The sequence below is a fragment of the Bacillus sp. ES1-5 genome, assembly GCF_022487605.1.
Lineage (GTDB): Bacteria > Bacillota > Bacilli > Bacillales > Bacillaceae_G > Bacillus_A > Bacillus_A wiedmannii.
In genome coordinates this window covers 116,314-139,171 of sequence record NZ_JAKVPU010000005.1, presented here as the reverse complement: position 1 = coordinate 139,171, position 22,858 = coordinate 116,314, and the positions used below count along the sequence as shown (strand labels likewise).

At 37.3% G+C, this 22,858-nt stretch carries 23 protein-coding genes and 1 pseudogene; 2 read left to right on the top strand and 22 right to left on the bottom strand.

All coding sequences use genetic code 11. The features are described from left to right. Positions 1 to 21 precede the first annotated feature (21 nt). The 14 genes from MKO96_RS17610 to MKO96_RS17545 all read right to left on the bottom strand — a co-directional run bounded on the left by MKO96_RS17610 (position 22) and on the right by MKO96_RS17545 (position 12,520). The gene (locus MKO96_RS17610) at positions 22 to 708 is read right to left on the bottom strand and encodes a sugar transferase (RefSeq protein WP_276314208.1); all 687 of its coding nucleotides are present in this window, start codon (positions 706 to 708) and stop codon (positions 22 to 24) included. Positions 709 to 726: 18 nt separating this feature from the next. Next, positions 727 to 1,608 carry a UTP--glucose-1-phosphate uridylyltransferase BpsC gene (gene bpsC / locus MKO96_RS17605; RefSeq protein WP_240588218.1) on the bottom strand — a complete coding sequence of 294 codons (882 nt, stop codon included), beginning with the start codon at positions 1,606 to 1,608 and terminating at the stop codon, positions 727 to 729. A gap of 240 nt (positions 1,609 to 1,848) precedes the next feature. Continuing rightward, entirely contained in the window at positions 1,849 to 2,616 is a 768-nt protein-coding gene (locus MKO96_RS17600; protein WP_240588217.1) for a tyrosine-protein phosphatase, read from the bottom strand. Positions 2,617 to 2,726: 110 nt separating this feature from the next. Next, on the bottom strand, positions 2,727 to 3,428 hold the full coding sequence (locus MKO96_RS17595; RefSeq protein ID WP_128805219.1) for a CpsD/CapB family tyrosine-protein kinase: 702 nt from the start codon (positions 3,426 to 3,428) through the stop codon (positions 2,727 to 2,729). Then, positions 3,418 to 4,161, bottom strand: coding sequence for a YveK family protein (locus MKO96_RS17590; RefSeq protein WP_240588216.1), 744 nt, complete (start codon positions 4,159 to 4,161; stop codon positions 3,418 to 3,420). The genes MKO96_RS17595 and MKO96_RS17590 overlap by 11 nt, the downstream gene beginning before the upstream one ends. 276 nt (positions 4,162 to 4,437) lie before the next feature. Beyond that, positions 4,438 to 5,115, bottom strand: coding sequence for a CpsD/CapB family tyrosine-protein kinase (locus tag MKO96_RS17585; protein ID WP_240588215.1), 678 nt, complete (start codon positions 5,113 to 5,115; stop codon positions 4,438 to 4,440). 349 nt (positions 5,116 to 5,464) lie between these two features. Further along, positions 5,465 to 5,899, bottom strand: a complete 435-nt coding sequence (gene fabZ, locus MKO96_RS17580) for a 3-hydroxyacyl-ACP dehydratase FabZ (protein WP_000931959.1) — start codon at positions 5,897 to 5,899, stop codon at positions 5,465 to 5,467. A gap of 659 nt (positions 5,900 to 6,558) precedes the next feature. Then, positions 6,559 to 7,560, bottom strand: coding sequence for a rod shape-determining protein (mreB, locus tag MKO96_RS17575; protein WP_076541461.1), 1,002 nt, complete (start codon positions 7,558 to 7,560; stop codon positions 6,559 to 6,561). Positions 7,561 to 7,721: 161 nt separating this feature from the next. After that, the gene (gene spoIIID, locus MKO96_RS17570; protein ID WP_000544012.1) at positions 7,722 to 7,994 is read right to left on the bottom strand and encodes a sporulation transcriptional regulator SpoIIID; all 273 of its coding nucleotides are present in this window, start codon (positions 7,992 to 7,994) and stop codon (positions 7,722 to 7,724) included. A gap of 307 nt (positions 7,995 to 8,301) precedes the next feature. Continuing rightward, positions 8,302 to 8,436 (bottom strand): hypothetical protein, encoded by a 135-nt coding sequence (locus MKO96_RS17565; protein WP_000008903.1) that lies wholly within the window; start codon positions 8,434 to 8,436, stop codon positions 8,302 to 8,304. 286 nt (positions 8,437 to 8,722) lie between these two features. Further along, positions 8,723 to 9,628, bottom strand: a complete 906-nt coding sequence (spoIIQ, locus tag MKO96_RS17560; protein ID WP_240588214.1) for a stage II sporulation protein SpoIIQ — start codon at positions 9,626 to 9,628, stop codon at positions 8,723 to 8,725. 161 nt (positions 9,629 to 9,789) lie between these two features. Beyond that, positions 9,790 to 10,494: an ABC transporter permease gene (locus MKO96_RS17555; RefSeq protein WP_240588213.1), complete on the bottom strand. Its 705-nt coding sequence runs from the start codon at positions 10,492 to 10,494 to the stop codon at positions 9,790 to 9,792. Further along, positions 10,494 to 11,336 (bottom strand): ABC transporter ATP-binding protein, encoded by an 843-nt coding sequence (locus MKO96_RS17550; RefSeq protein ID WP_240588212.1) that lies wholly within the window; start codon positions 11,334 to 11,336, stop codon positions 10,494 to 10,496. The genes MKO96_RS17555 and MKO96_RS17550 overlap by 1 nt, the downstream gene beginning before the upstream one ends. Positions 11,337 to 11,512: 176 nt before the next feature. Continuing rightward, positions 11,513 to 12,520 carry a LytTR family transcriptional regulator DNA-binding domain-containing protein gene (locus MKO96_RS17545; protein WP_240588211.1) on the bottom strand — a complete coding sequence of 336 codons (1,008 nt, stop codon included), beginning with the start codon at positions 12,518 to 12,520 and terminating at the stop codon, positions 11,513 to 11,515. Positions 12,521 to 12,638: 118 nt separating this feature from the next. On the opposite strand from MKO96_RS17545, the gene MKO96_RS17540 reads away from it, so the two are divergent. Both MKO96_RS17540 and MKO96_RS17535 read left to right on the top strand, forming a co-directional pair. Beyond that, positions 12,639 to 13,181, top strand: coding sequence for a DUF1643 domain-containing protein (locus MKO96_RS17540; RefSeq protein ID WP_240588210.1), 543 nt, complete (start codon positions 12,639 to 12,641; stop codon positions 13,179 to 13,181). After that, positions 13,160 to 13,495: a hypothetical protein gene (locus MKO96_RS17535; RefSeq protein WP_240588209.1), complete on the top strand. Its 336-nt coding sequence runs from the start codon at positions 13,160 to 13,162 to the stop codon at positions 13,493 to 13,495. The genes MKO96_RS17540 and MKO96_RS17535 overlap by 22 nt, the downstream gene beginning before the upstream one ends. A 38-nt stretch (positions 13,496 to 13,533) precedes the next feature. Here the strand turns inward: MKO96_RS17535 and MKO96_RS17530 are convergent. The 8 genes and pseudogenes from MKO96_RS17530 to nuoL all read right to left on the bottom strand — a co-directional run. Then, a pseudogene (locus MKO96_RS17530) lies at positions 13,534 to 14,008 on the bottom strand (AMP-binding enzyme); the annotation flags it as partial. A 108-nt stretch (positions 14,009 to 14,116) separates the two neighbouring features. Continuing rightward, entirely contained in the window at positions 14,117 to 15,136 is a 1,020-nt protein-coding gene (gene spoIID / locus MKO96_RS17525) for a stage II sporulation protein D (RefSeq protein ID WP_240588208.1), read from the bottom strand. A 266-nt stretch (positions 15,137 to 15,402) separates the two neighbouring features. Continuing rightward, positions 15,403 to 16,707 carry a UDP-N-acetylglucosamine 1-carboxyvinyltransferase gene (gene murA / locus MKO96_RS17520; RefSeq protein ID WP_000411269.1) on the bottom strand — a complete coding sequence of 435 codons (1,305 nt, stop codon included), beginning with the start codon at positions 16,705 to 16,707 and terminating at the stop codon, positions 15,403 to 15,405. A gap of 39 nt (positions 16,708 to 16,746) precedes the next feature. Then, complete coding sequence (locus MKO96_RS17515; protein WP_371399382.1) at positions 16,747 to 17,451, bottom strand: YwmB family TATA-box binding protein; 705 nt, start codon at positions 17,449 to 17,451, stop codon at positions 16,747 to 16,749. Positions 17,452 to 17,502: 51 nt separating this feature from the next. Further along, positions 17,503 to 17,739 carry a DUF1146 family protein gene (locus tag MKO96_RS17510; protein ID WP_002016201.1) on the bottom strand — a complete coding sequence of 79 codons (237 nt, stop codon included), beginning with the start codon at positions 17,737 to 17,739 and terminating at the stop codon, positions 17,503 to 17,505. Between the two features lie 212 nt (positions 17,740 to 17,951). Further along, a complete protein-coding gene (gene nuoN, locus MKO96_RS17505; RefSeq protein ID WP_369294523.1) occupies positions 17,952 to 19,466 on the bottom strand; it encodes an NADH-quinone oxidoreductase subunit NuoN in 1,515 nt (504 codons plus the stop codon). A gap of 7 nt (positions 19,467 to 19,473) precedes the next feature. Further along, a complete protein-coding gene (locus MKO96_RS17500; protein WP_240588206.1) occupies positions 19,474 to 20,976 on the bottom strand; it encodes an NADH-quinone oxidoreductase subunit M in 1,503 nt (500 codons plus the stop codon). Next, entirely contained in the window at positions 20,973 to 22,835 is a 1,863-nt protein-coding gene (gene nuoL / locus MKO96_RS17495) for an NADH-quinone oxidoreductase subunit L (RefSeq protein ID WP_240588205.1), read from the bottom strand. Before nuoL ends, MKO96_RS17500 begins: the two co-directional genes overlap by 4 nt. Between the last annotated feature and the right edge of the window lie 23 nt (positions 22,836 to 22,858).

The following is a 22,858-nucleotide window of genomic DNA, read 5'->3' as shown; positions in this document are numbered from 1 at the left end:
CTCTTTTCTAAAAATTAGCTACTAAGATGCACCATTCGACTTAATCATAATTTGAATTGTTTTAAAAATAATTTTTAAATCATAGAATACGCTTCGTTTATTTATATATTCTAAATCTAATTCGACCATTTCTTTGAATCCAACACTATTTCTCTCCGTTACTTGCCAAAGTCCCGTACATCCTGGGGTAACAAGTAAACGCTGCTTATCATACGCTGTATATTTCTTTACTTCTCTCGGAAGTGGTGGACGTGGCCCAACTAAACTCATTTCACCTTTTAATACATTTAATAACTGTGGCAGTTCATCAATACTTGTTTTACGGATAAATTTCCCGATTTTTGTAACTCGAGGGTCCTCTTTCATTTTAAACATTGCACCTGATACTTCGTTATGTTTTAATAAGCCCTCTAATTTTTCTTCTGCGTCTATTACCATTGAGCGAAATTTATACATATGGAATTCTTTTTCGTTTTTTCCAATACGAATTTGTTTGAAAAATATAGGTCCTTTCGAATCTTCATATTTAATTAATACTGACACAATCAAAAAAACAGGGGATAATAAAATTAGTCCACATAATGCTCCAATAAAATCAATACAGCGCTTAGCTAATAAATATCCTTTACATGCATTTACTTTTTTCAAATTAAGCTCTATATTATTTTCCTTTTCCATATCTTCGCTCGATACTTTTGCCAAGGTCAATGCTCTCCCACCTCACTTCTATACATGTACATTTTCTTTCTTTACAAGCCCACTCATATACTTCATTAATTCATCTTTCAAATCTTCATTCTGAAGTGCAATTTCAATCGTTGTCTTAATAAACCCAAACTTTTCCCCAACATCGTAACGAGTTCCCTCAAAGTCATATGCAAACACACGCTGAATTTCATTTAACCGTTGTATAGCATCTGTTAACTGAACTTCTCCACCAGTACCTGTCTGTTGATTCTCAAGAAACATAAAGATTTCTGGCGTTAATACGTAACGACCCATAATTGCTAAATTTGATGGTGCTGTACCTTCTGCTGGCTTTTCAACAAATTGACGCACTTGATAACGACGGTCATTTTGTTCAACGGGATCAATAATACCGTAACGGTGTGTTTCACCTTCTGGAACTGTTTGTACACCAATAACTGACGATTGTGTTTCTTCATATTGATCCATTAATTGACGTAAACATGGTGTTTCTGCTTGTACAATATCATCACCAAGTAATACCGCAAATGGCTCATTTCCAATAAATTTACGAGCGCACCATACTGCGTGCCCCAAACCTTTTGGTTCTTTTTGTCTTATGTAATGAATATTAATGTTTGAGGAGGCTTGTACTTTTTCAAGTATTTCATGCTTTCCTTTTTCTAAAAGATTTTGTTCTAATTCAAAGGAATGATCAAAATGATCTTCAATCGCACGTTTTCCTTTTCCAGTAACAATAATAATATCTTCAATTCCTGATTCTATCGCTTCTTCTACTATGTATTGAATTGTCGGTTTGTCGACGATTGGTAACATTTCTTTCGGCATCGCTTTCGTGGCTGGTAAAAATCTCGTTCCCAGACCAGCAGCTGGAATAATTGCCTTTTTTACTTTTTTCAATTATAGCCCTCCATATCCCTTTATTTATATGTAGCAATAACAAAAACCCTACCTATAGAGTCATGTTTATAACTCCATAGGTAGAGTTTCTATTATAAATAAATTATGGGCATCCAACCCATCCTCACGTCATACTCCCGACGACAAGCGTCTAAGGTAGGTTCGAAATAAAAATTTCTACCCACAGCACGACCGAGTGCCTCCGTTGATAACGGTTAGGAGACATCACCTGTTCTTTATTTAAAAGATGCCAAACAACTTTTTACGACGAATTTGTTCTGGATCTTCTTTATAAATTGCTTTTCCGCTAATTATTAAATACGGATTCTCTCTTAAATCATTCATAACACTTGGGCCGAATTCTTTCTCTATTAGTTCATAGCTTTCTGCTAGATGAAATCCTCTTGACGTTGTGTTATGTGCATCTGATGCGATCATATGGGTTAAATTATGCTCGACAAGTTGTAGTGAAAACTTTTTGATTTTTTTTCCAAACTTACCTAGCAAACTACCTGCAGTCACTTGTGTTAATGCACCTTTATTGACAAGGTTATATAACTTATCTGGCCTCTCGATTAACTCGGCATTACGTTCGGGATGAACGATAATTGGGATCATTCCTTTTACACGTAGTTCATAAAATAGTTGTTCTGCATAACGAGGTACATGATTAGATGGAAATTCAATGAATATGTATTTGTTTGTTTCATTTAAAGTAACGATTTTACCAGCTTCATAGTCTTCTAATATATCACCATATAACCTGACCTCTTGCCCCGGTAAAATGGTAAGTGGAATATTATGTTGTTGCAATTCATCATTTAGTTGTTTTACTTGATGAATAATTGAGGTACGTTCATTTATATATTTTCCATTTTGATGGTGTGGTGTTGCGACAATTGTATGAATACCTTCCTCTATTGCCTTTTGTGCCATCACTAAACTATCTGTTACTTTCTGTGCACCGTCATCGATACCAGGTAAAATGTGACAATGTAAATCTATCATTTGTTTCATCCTCCCTCTCTCATATAAATCTTTTTTCCCTTGAATATGAGATATCCCTCATATTCAAGGGAAAAAAGGAGATATGTTCTTCCCATATCTCACTCTTTCAATTAATTTGCACCGTAGTAATAATATAAGCCCTGTTCACGTTCACGATCATTCAGAACAACGCCTAACAATTTACCTTTTGCCGATTCTAATAAACCTTTTGCTTTTACTGCTGATTCTTTTTCTGTCGATTCACTACGAACGACAAGAATAGAAGCATCACATACATTTGCCATAATTTGTGCATCTGTAACAGCTAAAATTGGCGGTAAATCAAAAATGACTAAATCGTACATACTGTATGCTTGCGCAAGAAGTTCTTGCATTGATTTTGAGCCTAACAATTCCGCTGGATTCGGCGGGATTGGACCACAAGCTAAAAAGTGTAAATTATCAACTGATGTTGTTTGTACACATTTTTCTAAACGCTCACTATGCGTTAACACATTTGTTAATCCAAAAATGTTATCTACTTGAAACATTTGATGCATCGCTGGTTTACGCATATCTGCATCAATTAATAATACTTTCTTTCCTTGTTGGGCAAACACGACTGCCATATTCGCTGTCGTTGTCGTTTTCCCTTCACTTGGGTTCGCAGACGTAACCATTAACGAATGTAAATTCGTATCAACAGCTGCAAATTCGATATTTGTTCGAATATTACGATACTGTTCTGAAATTGGTGATTTCGGTTGTTGATGAGCAATTAATTGACGACGTTGGCGATGATTTTTTTTCTTTTTAAATAAATTAAGAGCCAATTGTTTGTCCCCTCACTTTTCTTGATGATGGAGCATGTGATTTCACACTTGTTGTTTCTTCATCCATACGAGCTACAATACCTAACACCGGTAATCCAAGTAAATTTTCTACATCTTCTTCTTTTTTCACTGTGTTATCTAAGTATTCTAGTAAGAATGCAAGACCAACTGAAGCCATTAAACCAACAATGAAAGCAATTGCTACATTTAACATTGGGCTTGGTTTAATTGGTGATAATTCTTCTGACAATTCAGCCCTAGAAAGTATCGTAACGTTATCCACACTCATAATTTTTGCAACTTCACCTTTAAATACTTCTGCAGTTGTATTAGCAATATCGCGAGCTAGTTTTGGGTCTTTATCTTGCACAGTTACTGATACGACTTGTGAGTCTTTCTCATTAGCAACTTCAATTTTCCCATTTAGCTCTTGCGTCGTTATATTTAAACCTAACTTTTCTTTTACTTGATCCAAAATAACAGGGCTTTTAATAATAACCTTATATGTATTTGTTAATTGAATATTTGTTTGTACCTCATTGTATTGAATTGCTGCACCCTCTTGCTTCTTCTGGTTCACAAGAATTTGCGTCGAAGATTGATAGATTGGTGTCATGAAGAAAAAGCTAATGATAGCACTTACAATAGCTGCACCAAAGGCGATTACGAGGATCATTGCTAAACGTTTTTTTAAAATATGAAATAACTCTTTCAAACTAATTGTTTCTTCCATAAGTTCCTCCAACTTTCTAAAATTTGCACATAAGAAAAATTATAACATATAAATCTTACATTTTTTTATTTTAGTAATATCTATGTACGTTTCTTATTTAAAAACATATATAATCTTACAAAATAATCTTAAATATGACAACACATTCCATCAATTTGACAAAAATTCTATTATATCACTTTTTTTGTATAATACGATACTGAATTTTAAAACAATTCAAAAAAGCTAGTAAAAAAAATTACTAACTTTAAAAAATACTATTTCATACATTATTTTCTAATAATATCCATATTGCTCTTGTTCTTCTCTTTTATCGTTTAATATAACACCAAGTAGCTTCCCGGATGCTTTATCTAATATTTGTTTTGCTTTTATTAGTTTATCTTTTTCAGTTTTTTCACTGCGCGCTACTAATACAACTCCATCACATTTATTAGCAAGTATTTGTGCATCTGTAACGGCCAATACAGGTGGTGTATCGATCAGAACGATGTCAAACATCTTATATGCCTCTAGAAGTACTTCATCCATTTTACGATATCCAAGTAGCTCTGCTGGGTTTGGCGGGATTGGACCTGCTGACATAACATATACGTTCTCTATGTCTGTTTTTTGAATACATTGCACAAACGATGCTTGTCCTGATAATAAATTCGTTAATCCATTTGGATTATGTACAGCAAATAAATTTTGCAATGTTGGTTTACGTAAGTCAGCTCCAATTAACAATACTTTTTTCCCTTGTTGTCCAAAAACAACTGCTAAGTTTGCGATTGTCGTTGTTTTTCCGTCGCCTGGATCTGCCGAGGTAACAATAATAGAACGAACATGACTATCTACAGATGTAAATTCAATGTTTGTACGAATGTTACGATATTGTTCTGCAACACGTGATTTAGGCTCTTTATGCGTAATTAATTGTCGTAATGGTTTTCTTTTCTTTCTCCCGAACATATTAATAGTCTCCTTTTGTGAAATGCGACATTTCTCCTTTTTCTCTCTCTATGCTCGATTTCATACGTCTAATTAATATTTTGTATCACTGATTTCCCTACATCTCATCTTAATCAATATCATTCTACTTTGTCTTATATGAACGCCTTTACAATATGACAATGACTTTACTTCTTTTCTGCCTTTATCATGCATCCTAATTTTCGAATAAACAACAAAGTAATTATATGGCAATTATCTTCCATACTCAAGTAATTTTCTGACTAGTTCGCATTTTAATAATTTCACCGATGTATAGTGAAAATAAAAAAATCTCCTTGCATTTTCACAAGGAAATTTTTTATTTCTGTTATTCTTTTTTATCACCAATCGCAAATGTAATTTCAGCTTCACATGCGACTTCACCATCTACTGTTGCGATTGCTTTTCCTTTTCCGATTGGACCACGTACACGTGTCATTTCTACTTCTAGACGAAGTTGATCACCTGGACGTACTTGTTTTTTGAAACGACAATTGTCGATACCTGCGAAGAAAGCAAGTCTTCCGCGGTTTTCTTCTTTCTTTAATACCGCAACTGCGCCGACTTGTGCTAATGCTTCTACAATAAGTACACCGGGCATAACTGCATAGTCAGGAAAGTGCCCGTTAAAGAATTCTTCGTTTGCGGATACATTTTTAATTCCAACCGCTCTTTTTCCTTCATCTACTTCTAATATTTTATCAACAAGTAAAAATGGATAGCGGTGAGGAATGATTTCTTTAATTTGTTCTATATTTAGCATATAACAATCGCCCCTTTTGTAATATTGGTCTTACCACTTAGATATATTGTTTATTATCCCATTTTGTTTATTGTTTGTCATTATAAAGTGAAACTTTAATCGGTGGGGAGCTTTTTCCATCCTCACTGATTATTAGCCCTCACCAATCGGGCTTTTACGGGCAGTTGATCTCCCACCTAACTCCCTTGCATTCGCTAAATTTTGAGGTGGGAGTCTTACTGTCCGTTAATGCGGGGTAAAGTGAAACTTTAATATCTTTTTAGCCTTATATATAAAAAAATGCACACACTCTATTCCATTAAAATAGCTGCCTATTCCAGCAACTGACACGGAGGTAGAAAAGAGTGTATGCCCAAATTAGGGAAAGGCAATATGTACTGAAACATGATTTGCCTTAATGTCGTATTCGACTCATTATATTATAAACGTTTTCAAATAAGGAAATATTAAATTTAACCATATATATGAATATTTTACCTATTTCCTTCGTTTTTCTTTATTTTTCTTCTATTTTCTCAATAAATCAAAATAAAATAAAAAAATGAAAGAATAAAAAAACAAAAAAAGAACTTCGGTTAACACCTTAGTTCTTCTCATTTTCCCTACTATTTGCGAGCTAATAATAAGTGGGGGATGCCCCCACTTATTAAAGTTTCACTTTATCGTAAAGCACGCTTTGGTAATTTATCGATATTCTCTAACATAATACCTGTACCAACAGCAACACATTGCATTGGGTTTTCAGCAATTAATACTGGTACTTTTAGTTCTTCTGCTAGAAGCATGTCGATACCGTGTAGTAAAGCTCCTCCGCCTGTTAGAATAACACCGCGGTCGATAATGTCCGCAGATAGTTCTGGTGGTGTGCGCTCTAGTACGCCTTTTGCAGCTTGTACAATGATAGCCGCGTCTTCTTTTAGTGCTTCTGTAATTTCTTCAGAGCATACTGTAATTGTACGTGGTAAGCCCGTTACCATGTCACGTCCGCGAATTTCAAGCTCTTCACTACGTGCACCTGGGAATACTGTACCAACTTTTATTTTAATATTTTCTGAAGTACGTTCTCCAATTAATAGCTTATACTTACGTTTAACGTAGTTTAAGATCTCCATATCAAACTTATCGCCAGCCATTTTGATAGAGGAAGAGGTAACAATATCACCCATAGATAGTACAGCGATATCTGTTGTACCTCCACCAATATCAACAACCATGTTACCGCTTGGTTGGAAGATTTCCATACCAGCACCAACTGCGGCTACTTTTGGTTCTTCTTCTAAAAATACTGTTTTACCACCTGAACGTTCAGCAGCCTCACGAATTGCTTTTTGTTCTACAGATGTGATATTTGTTGGACAGCAAATTAAAATGCGAGGTTTTGAAAAGAAGCTCTTCACGTCCAATTTGTTAATGAAATACTTTAACATTGCTTCTGTAATTTCGAAATCTGCGATTACACCATCTTTAAGCGGACGAATTGCTACAATATTACCAGGTGTACGTCCCACCATACTTCTTGCTTCTTCACCTACTGCTAATACTTTCCCACTATTACGATCAATTGCCACAACAGATGGCTCATTTAATACAATACCTTTGCCTTTAACATGAATTAATACATTAGCCGTACCTAGGTCAATTCCGATATCTCGCGCAAACATTCCCGTCATTTCCTCCTCGATATTCAAAATCAGGTTACACCCGAATTCTTTTACACCTAATTTCTGATTTTATCATAAATTTAACAGAAACGTAATATTCGCAAAAAGAATTCTTCTGAAAAATATTACCGAATTGAAACGGAATGTTTGCGATCGCATATTTATTGACGGACCGGCTTTTCTACATCTTCTTTTCTATACTTTTGCTTTGTTGCTTCTCCGCCTCTTAAATGACGAATAGACTTATGATAATCAAGAATTTCTTTCACTTCATTTGCGAGCTCTGGATTAATTTCTGGTAGACGTTCCGTTAAATCTTTATGGACTGTACTCTTTGATACCCCAAATTCCTTTGCAATGACACGCACTGTCTTTCTTGTCTCCACGATATACTTACCAATCTTGATAGTTCTCTCTTTGATGTAATCGTGCACACCACTCGCCTCCCTAAATTGGATGTGAGAAGGGTGAAATGAGCCTCGCTGCATATGACTAAGAAGTAAGTGTGAGTGCTGTTTGTAAGCGTTAAACATTCTTGGATTTATAATGAAATGATTCACGATTTCTCACCTCAAACACTCTCTTTGCTTTGGTTTATACCATTGTATTGCCCGCACTACTGATATATGCTACATGTTCACTATTTTTGCGGACTAAGTTAAGAAAAATTACGTTTTTTTGTGAGAAATACGTTAACAGTGACTATTTTGGCGAAAAAAATGACACCTTGTATATAAGGTGTCATTCTTCTCGTTCCAACTCTTCTTCTAACAATTGATGGTGGGGAACCTCTTTCTTACCGGCAATATAATAATATAAAGTGAATAAAACAAACAATAAAATAATAGCAGTCGACAGAACAAATAAAAATGACACAGTATCCCCTCCTTTTTGTAATATATATTCGAGAATCTCGTCATATTTCCTTGTTATTGCAACTTTTTTCTCGAAATTGAGTATTTTTATATAAAGTGAAACTTTAATCAGTGGGGGAGACCCCCCACTGATTATTAGTTGAACCAATCGGGCTTTTACGAGCAGTTGCCCCTAACCTAACTTCTTGGCTTTCACTGAATTTTGAAATAGAGGTCTTACTGCCCGTTAATGCGGGGTAAAAGTAAAAAAATCAGCTCTCCTAGTGAGAACTGATTTTTTCACTTTCTTATTCTTGTGAAGAAGAACTGTTAGATGATTCTGTAGAACCATTTGTTGATTTTTCTTCTTTCTTCGGCTCTTCTTTTTTGTCACTAGTCGAACCGCTTGTCGATTTCTCTTCTTTTTGAGACTTATCTTCTGTTTTACTTTCTGGTTTCGTGCTTGTTGACTTCTCTTCTTTTTGAGATTTTTCATCAGCCTTTTTACCAGAAGCATTCGTTGCTTTTGCAGCACCTGCATCAGCTTTAATTTCTGCTACTGACTTATTTAAGTAGCGCTCAGGGTTCACAGCCACGTTGTCTTTACGTACTTCAAAGTGAACGTGAGAACCTGCTTCTTTATTCATTGCACTTAGACCGGATTTTCCTAATACTTCACCTTGTGCAACTCGTGCACCTTTTTCTACTTTCACACTGCCTAAGCTTTGATAAGAAACTGCTACACCATTTCCGCTATCAACTGTTACAACATAACCAAGAAGTGAATCTTTTTCAGCTTTCGTTACTGTACCGCTTAAAGCAGCAGCTACATTGAATTCTTTTCCGTTCTTCGCAGCAATGTCGATTCCTTTATTTGGGGAATATGTGTTGTTATAAAAGACAAGTGCTTTTTCTTGTTCCGCCTCAGTTGCTGCATCTTCATAGAATTTCTTCTGTACGACTACTTCCACACTCGCGGCTGCTGGCATTTTCACTATTTCTGAAGATTTCGTTACTGGTACTGCTGGATCTTCCGTTTGTGTATACGGTGTTGCTTGATCTTGGTTCGGAGTCTTCTTCGGATTAGCTCCTTGGAACCATAGCGCAACCATTAAAATTACCGCTGCACAAGCAATGTATAGTGCCGGAAACACCCATCTTTTTTGAAATAAATGTACTACCTTTTGCGACTTTTTATTATTTCTTCCTCGCATTCCATCATCACCTCAGCAATCATTTTGAACAATATTCACGTATCCTATACAACGCATAACTAATTACTTTTCGACAAAATCTGTAAAAATATGTATAGGAATTGTGAAATTTCCGAGGAAATGATAGAAAAAAGAAAAAACTGAGCATTTCAGCTCAGTTTTTAGTCCAATTGTTTCTTTTTATATACGATTAAACATGCAATAAGTGAAATAATGAGCCACACTCCAACATTTAGCATATGCCCACTAATACTACTAAACCCAGCACCCTCCACTAAGCTTTTAATCGCCTTTTCAAGATGAGATGTTGGAAGATAACTAATCATCGTCTTAATTACTTTATTTTCAACCATTGGCTCAAATTGTACAGCTAAATACATCGTCATTAATATCGGCATTCCAATTAGTGATGTTTGCGGGACAGACTCAGCTAATAATCCAATCACTGTTCCAATTAAAATGAATAGAATTGTTCCACATAAGAAAATAAATGCTAGCAATAAGAGATTTCCACTTAATTGATCTAGAATGAATAAGTTTACAATGGAAATACCTAACGTTAAACATGCTGTTAATATACTTTTACCAAGAAGAACTTCAACAGAAGAAGCCGGTGATAGCATTAACACACGTAACGTATGTTTTTCTTTCTCTTCTGCAATTACCATTGATTGAACAAACCCTGCAACAAATAGAAAGGACATTAAAGTAATAATGCCAACTCCTGCCTGTCCTTCTCCAAATCGGCTAAATATAAATGCAAATATAATTGGTAAAGATGCCATTAACAACACTTGTGAATTCGTCTTAAAATCCTGTACTTCTTTTCTAAAAATAGCTGATACACGTCTCATTGAAAATGTCATTATAATCCCCTCCCAGTAACTTCAATAAAGATATCGCCTAACGTTGGCTCATAAGAATGAATGGATAATAGTTCTCCTTTTTTCATCCACTCTGAAATGCGTTTTGCACCTAATTCATCTTTTTGTACCATTTCTTTCTTCTTATCCTTTAACACGACTTGTATTTGATCTTTCGCGTATTGTAAGCGAAGGTTCTCCGGTGTATCAAGCGCTACAATTTCTCCGCCACACAGAAAGGCAATGCGGTTACAAAGCGTTTCTGCTTCATCCATGTTGTGCGTCGTTAAGAAAATCGTCGTTCCTTCTTTATTTAAGTCTTTTAAGATTTTATGAATGTTTTGTACGTTAACTGGATCGAGTGCAGATGTTGGTTCGTCTAAGAAGAGGATATCTGGTTTATGAAGGATTGCTCTAGCTAGTGTAACGCGCTGCTTCATTCCTTTTGATAGTTTCTTTACTGGTGTTTTTTTATCATCTAATAGATTCACTTGCGCTAGTACTTCATCGATTCGTTCTTTTTTACAATCGTATAAGTCACAAAATAATAGTAAGTTATCATAAATGCTAAGTCTTTCATATAAACCGCTGTTGTCTGTTAAAATACCAATTCGTTTATAATCGATGCTGCTTGGGCCTGTAATATCTTTTCCTAGTACCCTCACTGTTCCAACGCTATGAAGTAATTGAGAAGTTAAAATCTTTACTGTTGTTGTTTTTCCAGATCCACTCGGTCCGAGGAATCCGAAAATTTCTCCTTGCTTCACCTCAATATTTACATTTCGAAGTGCCGTTTTTTCGTTGAAACTTTTCATTACATCTTTCATTTCAATTGCCAATGTCATCTTGTCATCCCCCTTGTTTTTTCTTTTATAGATGAAAGTCGCTTTAGCGCTTTTCGTTTGTTTCGCTTTTCTTGACTCAATCATATGAAAAACAAAGAGGTTACGCAGTAAAATACCGGTAAAAGGAGTATTTTTACCGGTGAATGAATCTTATTTTGAGCTTATTGGAGCAATTTTTATAGCCCAATCACACCTTTTAATTCATCCATTCGTCCTTTTGAAAGCGGGATTGAACTTTTTCTTTCGTCATCCAAAATTAAACTAAAGCTATTACGAGTCCACGTAATGACTTCTCGTACTCTTTGTAAATTCACAAGGTACGAGCGATGACATCTAAAGAACCCGAACCCTGTTAATCTCGCTTCTAGTTCACTTAATGTTAATGCACATACGAAATCACCTTCGCGCACATGGATATGTGTCACTCCGTTTTGCGTTTCAATAAAATGAATTTCCATCGGATCAAGTAAAATGATTTTATCGTTCACTTTCGCTGGAATTCTTTCAAGTTTCATTTGCGGAATCATTTGAACAACCTTTTCTTCATCTACCTCTTCAATTTCTTCTTGTTCGATTTCTACTTTTTTCACGCCATCATTGTTTAATATGTATACATCTTCTGTTAACGAAAGGGCGTCCGATAGGAAAGATGATGTAATAAAAATCGCCTTTCCTTGCTCTTTCATTTTCATAATCGCTTTTCGAATAATAATCGTACTCTCTGTATCTACATTTTGCTCTGGCTCTTCCAAAATAACTAAATCTGGATTATGAATCATAACTCGCCCAATATGAAGACGGCGTTTCTCTGAAAATGATAGTTTTTCTATTTTAACGTTTAACTTATCTAAAAGGCCGACATATTGTACTACTTCTTCTGTACTCATATTCGATTCATAAAGACCTATTAAAAACTTGAAGTATTCCTTCACCTTCAAACGATCATATGCTTCATCTTTCAAAAAACAAAAACCGATGCGCGAATAATTTCTCTTTCCAATCGCTTCTCCCTCAAATAGCACGTTGCCAGTTGAAGCTTCTTCCTCACCAATAATAATGCGGTGCAACACTTTAGCTGTATGGTTATTACATTGCAAAACAACACATTGCCCCTTCTCAACCTTCAGTTCAACTACCGGTAACTGGTTCGCCTTCCCTAATTGTTTCAACTCCAATAACGCCATTCTGTCTCCCCCAAATGTTTTTATCCTATTATACCAAACAATTAATGGAAAATTATGATATTTTATACAACATTTTAAGGTATTATATAACTATGAAAACATAAAGGGGGAATTCGTAATGATTCGTGATGCAATTATTGAAGGAAACCACCGTTACAGTTTGACGAGAGGGTGGGATATTACAAACGAGAACCGTACTCTATTTATTATGCTAAACCCAAGTACAGCAGATGAACAACACGATGACATGACTACAAAGCGTTGTATTAACTTCGCAAAGCGATGGGAATGTGGCAGTTTAGAAATTTGTAACCTGTTTAGTTATCGTACAACTTATCCTAAAAACTTACATGAACTCCCACACTCTGAAGTCATAGGAGAAAAAAATCGCTATTACTTAGAAAAAGCCTTTAAAGAAGCAACTATTATTGTTGTCGCTTGGGGGAAACACGGGAAACTACATAAACAATCCACTCACATACACTATCTCCTCAAACAATGGTCACACGAGCAAAAAAAAACTATCTATTGCCTTGGATTTTTAAAAAACAAAGAGCCACGCCATCCACTTTACGCACCTGCTGAGACTGAAAAAATTGATTTTTTCACAAACCCACCATTTGACGGAGGGAAACTACCATGCAAAATTGGCAAACAATAATTAAAGTAGCTGGCGAAGGAGGCTCTATCTCACTATTCGGCTTACAACAAGCCGATAAAAGATGGATTTTTTCTCGGCATATAAATGAAATCGATTATGGTGTTGACGATATAGGTGCTATTTCTCATTCCTCCCATGTTGTACACACTTGGGAAGAAGGATTAGATTTACTAAGACGTTTCCCCTGGACGCATCTTCGCCCCATTACTGTTCATCCGGATTTCGAACAGCGTATATGGGAAGAAGTTCAAAACCACACAATAAAGCGTCGTTCACGCCTGAAAGATTGGAAAGAAATTTGTCATATTGACTAAAAAAGAAGGCTATCCAAATGAAAGGATAGCCTTCTTCTCTAGCTTTGCTCTATATACGTCTTGAGCTGATCACACAGCGCTCTCTTTAAGAATTTCCCTACAGATGTTTTCGGAATTTCGTTTACAAATAAAATATCGTCTGGCATCCACCATTTCGGAAACTCTGCTCCCAGTAAAGCATACAGCTCTTCTCTTTCTACTGCTTGTCCTTCTTTTAATACAACACAAGCAAACGGGACGTTCTTGCCATTTTTCATGCGGCACCGCCACAACAGATGCTTCTAACACTTTATCATGCGACATTAAGGCATTTTCTAAATCTACGGAAGAAATCCATTCGCCTCCACTTTTAATTCAGTCTTTCGTACGATCAGCAATTTTAATAAAGCCTTCCGAATCAACCGTGACAATGTCTCCTGTATAGAGCCAACCGTCTTTCATTGATTCTTCTGTACGTTCATCCTTGTAATAGCTTCCAGCGATCCATGGGCCCCTTAAACAGAGTTCTGTCATCGCTGAACATTGACGATTTTTTAAATATATCAACGATTCGACAAGAAACCTATCTACTAAAAAAAGAAAACCGTCCCAACATAGCTCTTGGAACGGTCTCTTTTCCCCCTACTTCTTCACCATTAACTTTCCTTCATAATCATTCATCGACTTTATTTCGACACCCTTATAATAATGAGCAACGATATCTGTATATTTCTTACCTTCCGCTGCCATGCCATTTGCTCCGTATTGGCTCATGCCAACGCCGTGACCGAATCCCTTCGTTGTAACGACGATTTTATCCCCCTCTTGTTTCCACGTGAAGTCAGAAGAGCGTAAATCTAACTTTTCACGCACTTGCTTTCCTGTTAATGTTTTCCCTTGAAATGCTACATCTTTTACTCGCTTTCCTTCCGTAAGATCTTTAATATTTCCAACCTTTCCGTCTGCCAACACCTTCACACCAAGACGTTTTTGAAAGTCAGCTACTGTAAAAGTTTGCTCGCTCGTAAATTTTGGAGAGGCTTGATCCCACGGACTATCTACGCTCTTTAAGTACGGATAATCATTTCCCCAATAATCAGCAGCATTTTCTGTCCGGCCATTACTCGTTGAGAAGAAGGATGCTGAGATTGGTTTTCCATCGTATGTTAAAACTTGTCCTGCAGTTTTCGAAACGGCTTCTTCGATTTTCTTCAAATTATTTTCATAGTTATTACCCCATTGTTTCTTCAATTCTTCTTTGCTTTTGTACACTTGATCTTTCACCGTATCGGTCACGTCCGCATTGTTTTTCTTTCCTCCGTTTAGCATACGCTGCACCACAAATGTTCTCGCTGCTAATGCCTGCGCCTTTAGCGCCTCTATTTCAAAACTGGCATTCATCTCAGAAGCTACTACACCGGTCACATACTCCTCCATAGGTAATGTTTCTACCTTCTTTTGCTGATCACGATATACAGCAACTTGAACCGCTGTATCCACTTTCCCTGGAGCTGGTATACTTTCTATTGCTGGAGGAGTTTTAGAAGCTGCTTCTTCCCCTACTTTTGCTTTCGCAAACGGAATAACAAGAGCAGCAGGTACAATGATAACGAGCGCTATTAGAAGCGCTACTGTGATGAAAAGTGGCTTTGAAAATTTCATCTTATTTCCCCCAATATCCAAAAGCTTTACTCCATTCATTCTTATGGAACAACTCTTTCTTTTAGAACATACTGAAGGGGTACCATATAAAGTGAAACTTTAATCAGCCGCACCAATCGAATGTTTACGGGCAGTTAACGCAAGATAAAACAAAAATTTTCTAAATATTTTTACTGGTACGTGCATAAGTATAGAATTTATTGACTATAACAGTAATAACCCAAAAAAAATAGCCCCTACGTCAAAAGACGTAGAGACTATTTCAATTAAGCGTGAAGATCAGAAACTTCTTGTTCTTTTACTTCTTCTACTTTTTCGTTTACACGTTCAATAGTTGCACCTAATGCAGCTAATTTCTTATGGAAATCTACATAACCACGGTCAAGATGCTTTAACTCAGTTACACGAGTGTAACCTTCAGATACTAAACCAGCTAAGATTAATGCAGCAGCAGCACGTAAGTCAGTTGCGCCTACTTCAGCACCTTGTAAGCTGTTTGGACCGTTCATAATAACAGAACGACCTTCGATTTTAATATCAGCATTCATACGACGGAATTCTTCAACGTGCATAAAGCGGTTTTCGAATACCGTTTCTGTAATCATACTTGTTCCATCAGCTTGTAGTAATAATGCCATCATTTGTGATTGCATGTCTGTTGGGAAACCTGGGTGAGGCATAGTTTTAATATCAACCGCTTTTAACTTATCTGGGCCGATAACACGTACACCTTCATTTTCCTCAATAACTTTAACACCCATTTCTTCCATTTTCGCTGTAATTGAGCGTAAATGTTCAGGTACAGCATTTTCAATTAAGATGTCTCCACCAGTAATTGCCGCTGCAACCATGAATGTTCCCGCTTCAATACGGTCAGGAATAATAGAATGGTTTCCACCATATAATTTATCAACGCCTTCGATACGAATCGTTCCAGTTCCAGCTCCGCGTACTTTCGCTCCCATCGCATTTAAGAAGTTAGCTAAGTCAACGATTTCTGGTTCTTTCGCTGCGTTTTCAAGGATTGTTGTCCCTTTTGCTAATGTAGCTGCAGACATAATGTTTTCTGTCGCGCCCACGCTTGGGAAGTCTAAATAAATTTTAGCTCCTTTTAGTTCTCCCTCAACGTATGCCTCAACAAAACCATTACCAACCTGTACTTTTGCTCCCATTGCTTCGAAGCCTTTTAAATGTTGGTCAATTGGACGTGAACCAATTGCACATCCACCAGGAAGTGCAATACGAGCACGACCGTTACGTGCAAGTAATGGTCCCATTACTTGAACAGATGCACGCATTTTACGTACATATTCAAATGGTGCTTCAATGTTTAGTTCTTTAGAAGCATCGATTGTTACTTGGTTATTTTCAAATACGACTTCAGCATTTAAATGACGTAATACCTCATTAATTGTGTATACATCAGACAAAACTGGTACTTCAGATAGTACATTCTTTCCATCACTCGCTAATAGGGCTGCAGCGATTATAGGTAATACAGCATTTTTTGCGCCCTCAACACGCACTGTGCCGTTTAACCGCTTTCCGCCACGGACGATGATCTTTTCCAAATTATTCCCCTCCGTGTCCTTTTTTCAGTATCTATTCACTCAATACTCAGAAGTTATGATCGGTGTGCCAACCACAATTGTATCTTTGTTGTCTGTAGAACGTATTGCTATTTGCACATTTATTTTCTCTCTATTTGTTGAAAGAGCGTCATCCCACTTTTTATTGTATGCGGAGACTGACACAAATGCTCTTTCTTCTATCTGTTCGATCGCTCTTGCTGAAAGATCTTTCAAAAACTGATTGGTTTTATTTTGCAAAACACCTTCAATCTTATCATTCAGTACACCTTGAACACAAGTGTAAATTATAGGTTTTTCACTAAAAATTTTATTTGTTTTCTGAATGTACTTCGGGTCCCATTTCGCCCCGCTTACTTCAAAAATAATGAAAGTGTTTTCTTTAGTATTTTCCTTACTCCATGTTACTACTACTCGTTCTTCATAAGAAGAAAACTTTTTATAGGATGTAGCTTTATATCCATCTGGAGATTGCTCTAATTCCCACTTTTGAATATTCGCCTTGTCCTTCACATCGTTTAACAACTTTTGAAACGTATGTATATTAGAAATTGTTTTTGTTTCTCGCGCTAACCATGACCACTTCTCTACTTTAGCATCATTTTTCTCTAAAGTTGCAATCATGCTCTCCATTTTCTGTTCATCGCTGATCGGTTTCATCTCTCTATATCCAACCAAAAATAAAACAACACTTATTACAACAATAAGAATGGCTTTAAGCTTCAATTTCATCCCCTCCTATCCCCATTGTTAACGGAGATATGAGGTTCTATACACTTACTTTACTAAATACGTTAAACTCTTTGAATAGCCTAAATAATCAAGGAAAAAGTTACTTACAGATGTCCCAATTGCAATTGTAATTAAGATAAGTAACACTCGCGTCTGCATCACTTTTCCAGACTTCATTAAACGCTCAATGTGAATACCTTGTAAGGCCCACCACGTAATGGTAATAAACAATAAATGCGAAACAATGGCAATCAGTGCTTGTTGCCCTAAAAGATGTGCCAAAAAATCGACCCCTTTTTACCCAGCTACTACTTACGAATTACTAGAAAAACGATACCATAATAAGTAGGAGCTACACTTTTTCAAATACAAATAAGCATCTTACATTTCACATCGTAATTTGCTCTCAAAAAACATATACCTACATGCATTTTCAATTGTAATTCACACAAAATAAAAAGCGCAGAGTAACAACTCCACACCTTTTATTTTCACTATTGTACCACGTTCCCTAAGAAGAAGAAATCCTTCATTAATGGAAAATATTCATAAAAGAAATTGTATCCAATCATCGGCGTAATCCCTAGTATTACAATCGAAATTGCACAAAGGCTCATAACAACCTTTATATTCAATGGCAAACGAATTTTCTCTTCCACTTCTCCCGTCCTGAAAAACATTTGCTGTAGAATACGGAAATAATATACGAATGAGATGACTGTCGTCCCCATCATAATGGAAGCTAGTACGTAATGAGCTGGCTCTACATGCAGTGCACCTAAAAAGATATTAATTTTCCCGATGAAACCAGCTGTTCCTGGTATCCCGGCCAACGATAAAATAAAAATCGTCATCACTATCGCTGTAAATGGCGACCGCTTATATAATCCGGTGAAAATGGTAATGTTTTCTTTGTCGCTTTGTAAGATTAAGCCGTGAATAATCGCAAACGCGCCTATATTCATAAGCATATACGCAAGCATGTAAAACCACATGCTATCCATCGTAAATGGTGATAATGCTACAAGCGGAACGAGTAAATACCCCGCATGTGCGATCCCCGAATAGGCAAATAGGCGTTTTACGTTATATTGCTTTAACGCTACTACGTTTCCAATAATCATCGTAATACTCGCTAGTACTGCAATGTATATGCTCATACGTCCGTATAAAGATTGCATGTCTCCTTGCACCGATACACTTGCAAAAACCATGAGAAACAGACGAGTAATTAGTAAGAACCCTGCAATTTTAGAAATCGTCCCGAGAAAAGCAGTAACAGGCGTAGCCGCTCCCTCGTACACATCTGGTGCCCACATATGAAATGGTACTGTCGCAATTTTAAAAGAGAGTCCAACGAGCAATAGTAGAAACGCGAGAGCTAACAATAATTGAATACCACCAGCAAGCTCCCCTGCGAATACTTTTTGCATATCCACGATATTAGTTGATCCTGTAATACCGTATAAATAACTCATTCCAAAGAGCGTAATTGCCGTTCCAATTCCTCCATTAATGACATATTTCATGGCCGCCTCGTTTGATGCACGGTTCTTTTTTCGTATTCCTACTAAAATATATGAAGAAAGTGAAAGCAATTCTAAACCGACGAAAAGTGTAATGAAGTCGACACTAGAAGCCATAAACATCGCCCCAAGAAGTGCCATTAAAAATAAGTAATAATATTCTCCCTTATCTTCAATTGGATCCTTCTTATCATCGCTCATTGCGGTGCATAAAATGAGGGCCGCTCCGCCTAATAACAACGTTTTAAACCCTTTTGAAAATCCATCTAACACAAACGATCCGTTTAAAATATCTCCTGTCGGTTCACCGTATAGCGTGATCAATGACACGATTGCTAATATGACGGCTGCAATTGCACTAAGCGCTACATATCTATGGTTCAGCTTAAAAAACAAATCACATATGGAAAGAAGGATGGCCGCTCCGAGAATAATGAATTCTGGCACCATGAGATGCCATGATAAGCTAAGTAATGTATTCATATCCATCCTACTTCACCCCCAATGTTTTCAATGTATTTTGAAGCGGATCCCCTAGTATTTCTGGCATTACTCCAATTACAATAATGCAGAAGATAAGTAGCAATATAGGGACGTACTCCCATCCGTGTATATCAGCTTTCGCTTCCCACTCTTTCTTACCAAATGTCACTTGAAGTGTTGCCCTTAATACGTATACAGCGGTTAAAATGATGCCAAGTACACCGACTGCAGCAATGATTGGCTCCGCTTGGAATAAACCGAGAAAGGCAAGAAACTCGCTAACAAATCCAGACATTCCTGGTAATCCAAGTGATGCCATTCCTCCTGCTAAGAAGAAACCGCTAAGTACCGGGACACTTTTTGCGAGTCCGCCAAGCGCTGTAATGTCCGAAGTTCCAAAGCGCTGTTCTATAACGCCCAGTAAGAAAAAGAGTAAGGCTGCAATTAAACCGTGAGAGACAACTTGGAATAGTGCCCCTTGTGTACCTGGTGCATTTAACGCCGCAAGGCCCATTAATACGATGCCCATATGCGAAATACTAGAGTAAGCAAGCACCTTCCGAAAGTCCGTTTGGATGAGCGCTAAGAAGGCTCCGTACAATAAATTGATGACTCCTAAAACCGCAATGAGCGTTGCAAACTCGCGAAAGTATTCCGGGAATAACCCCTTTCCAAAGCGAATCATACCGTATGCTCCAATCTTCAGTAAAACGCCTGCATGAAGCATAACTACAGCCGGATGCGCTTCAACATGCACATTGACCATCCAGCGATGTAACGGGAACACAGGTAGTTTAATCGCAAAGGCAATCATTATGGCAAGAAACAAACCGAACTGTACGCTACTTGAGACAGTCATTCCTCCCACAGCACCTACACTCGTTAATATTTCTTTAAGCTCTGTAATATTTGTTGTACCTGTTTTTGCAAATAAAACTGAGAAAACGATGAGTAAAATAGCGGAACCAATACCGTTATATATTAAATAACTATAAGCAGCCTTTTCACTCGACAATTTCCCCCACTTCCCAATTAATAAAAACATTGGCGGCAACGTAATTTCAAAGAAGATAAAGAACAACATTAAATTTTGAGCAGCGAAGACGCCGAGCATCCCTATTTCTAACATGAGTAGCAGCATATAAAAGGCTTTCAAGTTCCTTTTAATAGTAAATGCCGCAATTGCTGCAAGCATCGCTAGAAGGGCCGTCAGCACCATCATAATGAGCGATAAACCATCAATACCAAGCTCATAATAAATGGAAAACCATCTTTTATCCACCGCTGCTAAATCCCCAAATTTAATCCATTTCACTTTTTCATCGAATAGCGACAAACTCTTTCCAGAAGCGTATGTACAAGCGAGGACGATAGCGATTCCAAATGGAAGCGCCGTCCCAAATAAACCAAGCGCTCGCACAGTACGCGATTCTTTTTTCGGTGTTAATACAAGTAAGAGAATTCCTAAAAGCGGGGAAAAAATGAAGAACGTTAATAACAAATCATTCATCGTAAATCCCCTCCCGTATAGAGCAAAATAATGACGAGTACTGCAAGCGAAACAGCTGTTACAGTGCCGTACACTTGTACATTTCCATTTTGGAGTCTAGAACCGAGTCCGCTTATCCCTTTAACTAGACTCCCTATTAAAACGGCAATTCCTTCGACTACATACACCTCAAATAAGCGAAGCACATGGGCGATTCCCTTCGTAATAGGGAGCACCGTCATATTGTATAGTTCATCCACATAATATTTTTCTTTCAAAAAGTTATAAAGATGTGTTCCCTCACCCCCAGCCCAATCTCTAGAAATAGATTTCTTGCCATATATGAAATATGCAAGAGCAATCCCAGCAAATGAAACGAGCGTCGCAACAATCATAATCCAAACTGGTCCGTGTGCCTCTCGCGCTTTAAATGCTACATCTTTCGTAAGCCAATCCCCGAGAAACGTCCCAAACCACGGTGTATTTATATAACCTGCCACTACTGCAAGGACCCCAAGAACGATCATCGGATACGTCATAATGCGGGGCGATTCATGCACATCTTCCTTCGGCTTTGCTTCCCCAGTAAAGACAAGGAAGTATAGCCGGAACATGTAGAATGCTGTTAAGAACGCTGCAATTACTGCTAATATGAATAAAACGTAATTGCCATTCATCCAAGTCACCGCTAAAATTTCATCTTTACTAAAGAAACCGGAAAAGAGCGGAACCCCACTAATTGCAAGTGTACCGATTAAAAATAGTGCACCCGTTACTTTCATCTTCTTCTGTAAACCGCCCATTTTATTAATGTCTTGCGTATGCACTGCATGAATGACACTTCCTGCCGCCAAAAATAGTAGCGCTTTAAAAAAGGCGTGTGTTGTTAAATGGAAAACACCAGCTACATAACCAGCAGATCCTAATGCGAGCATCATATAACCTAGCTGGCTAACCGTAGAATAAGCGAGCACTCTCTTTATATCCGTTTGTACAAGACCGATAGAAGCCGCAAAGATTGCGGTGAAAGCTCCAACGATTGCCACCGTCTGCATCGCCACCGTACTTGCTGAAAATAGAGGGAACATCGTCGCCACTAAATACACGCCAGCTGCGACCATCGTCGCCGCATGAATAAGTGCCGAAACAGGCGTCGGCCCTTCCATCGCATCTGGTAACCACGTATGAAGCGGGAATTGACCTGACTTCCCCATCGCACCGATAAAAATTAGTATAGCTGTTATTGTAATCATCGTAGGGGTAAGATCTCCCGTATGAATCGCCCTAAATATTGCGTCATATTCAAAACTACCTGCATGCCAGAAAATTAAGATCATCCCAATAAATAAACCGACATCTCCAATACGAGTCATAATAAAAGCCTTTTTCGCAGCAGCCTTCGCCTCTTCTTTAAAGAAATAAAAACCGATGAGTAAAAATGAACCGAGGCCGACTAACTCCCAAAATATATAAAGCTGTAATAAATTCGGTGAAATAACGAGCCCGAGCATCGCAAATGTGAAGAGCCCTAAATAGGCATAAAAGGTTGGTAATCTTTCATCACCTTTCATATAACCTTTCGAATACACATGTACAAGTAAACTCACAAGTGTAACGATAAACAGCATTAAAGCCCCTAATGCAGTCACTTCAAAGCCAAATGATATATCAATATCTCCCGTTCTAAGCCATACCCACTTATGCTTCAATCCTACTTTCGAAAACCGTTCTATTAATACAAGTACCGCAAATATAAAGGAGAGAAAGACGAGAAAAATACTAAGTACACTGCTTCCTTCTCTAATTTTCTTCCCGAATATAAGTAATAAAAAAAACGAAACAAGCGGGAAAAGCGGTATGAGCCATGCATAATCGATCATTGTTTCCTTCCCCCTTTTCGGTC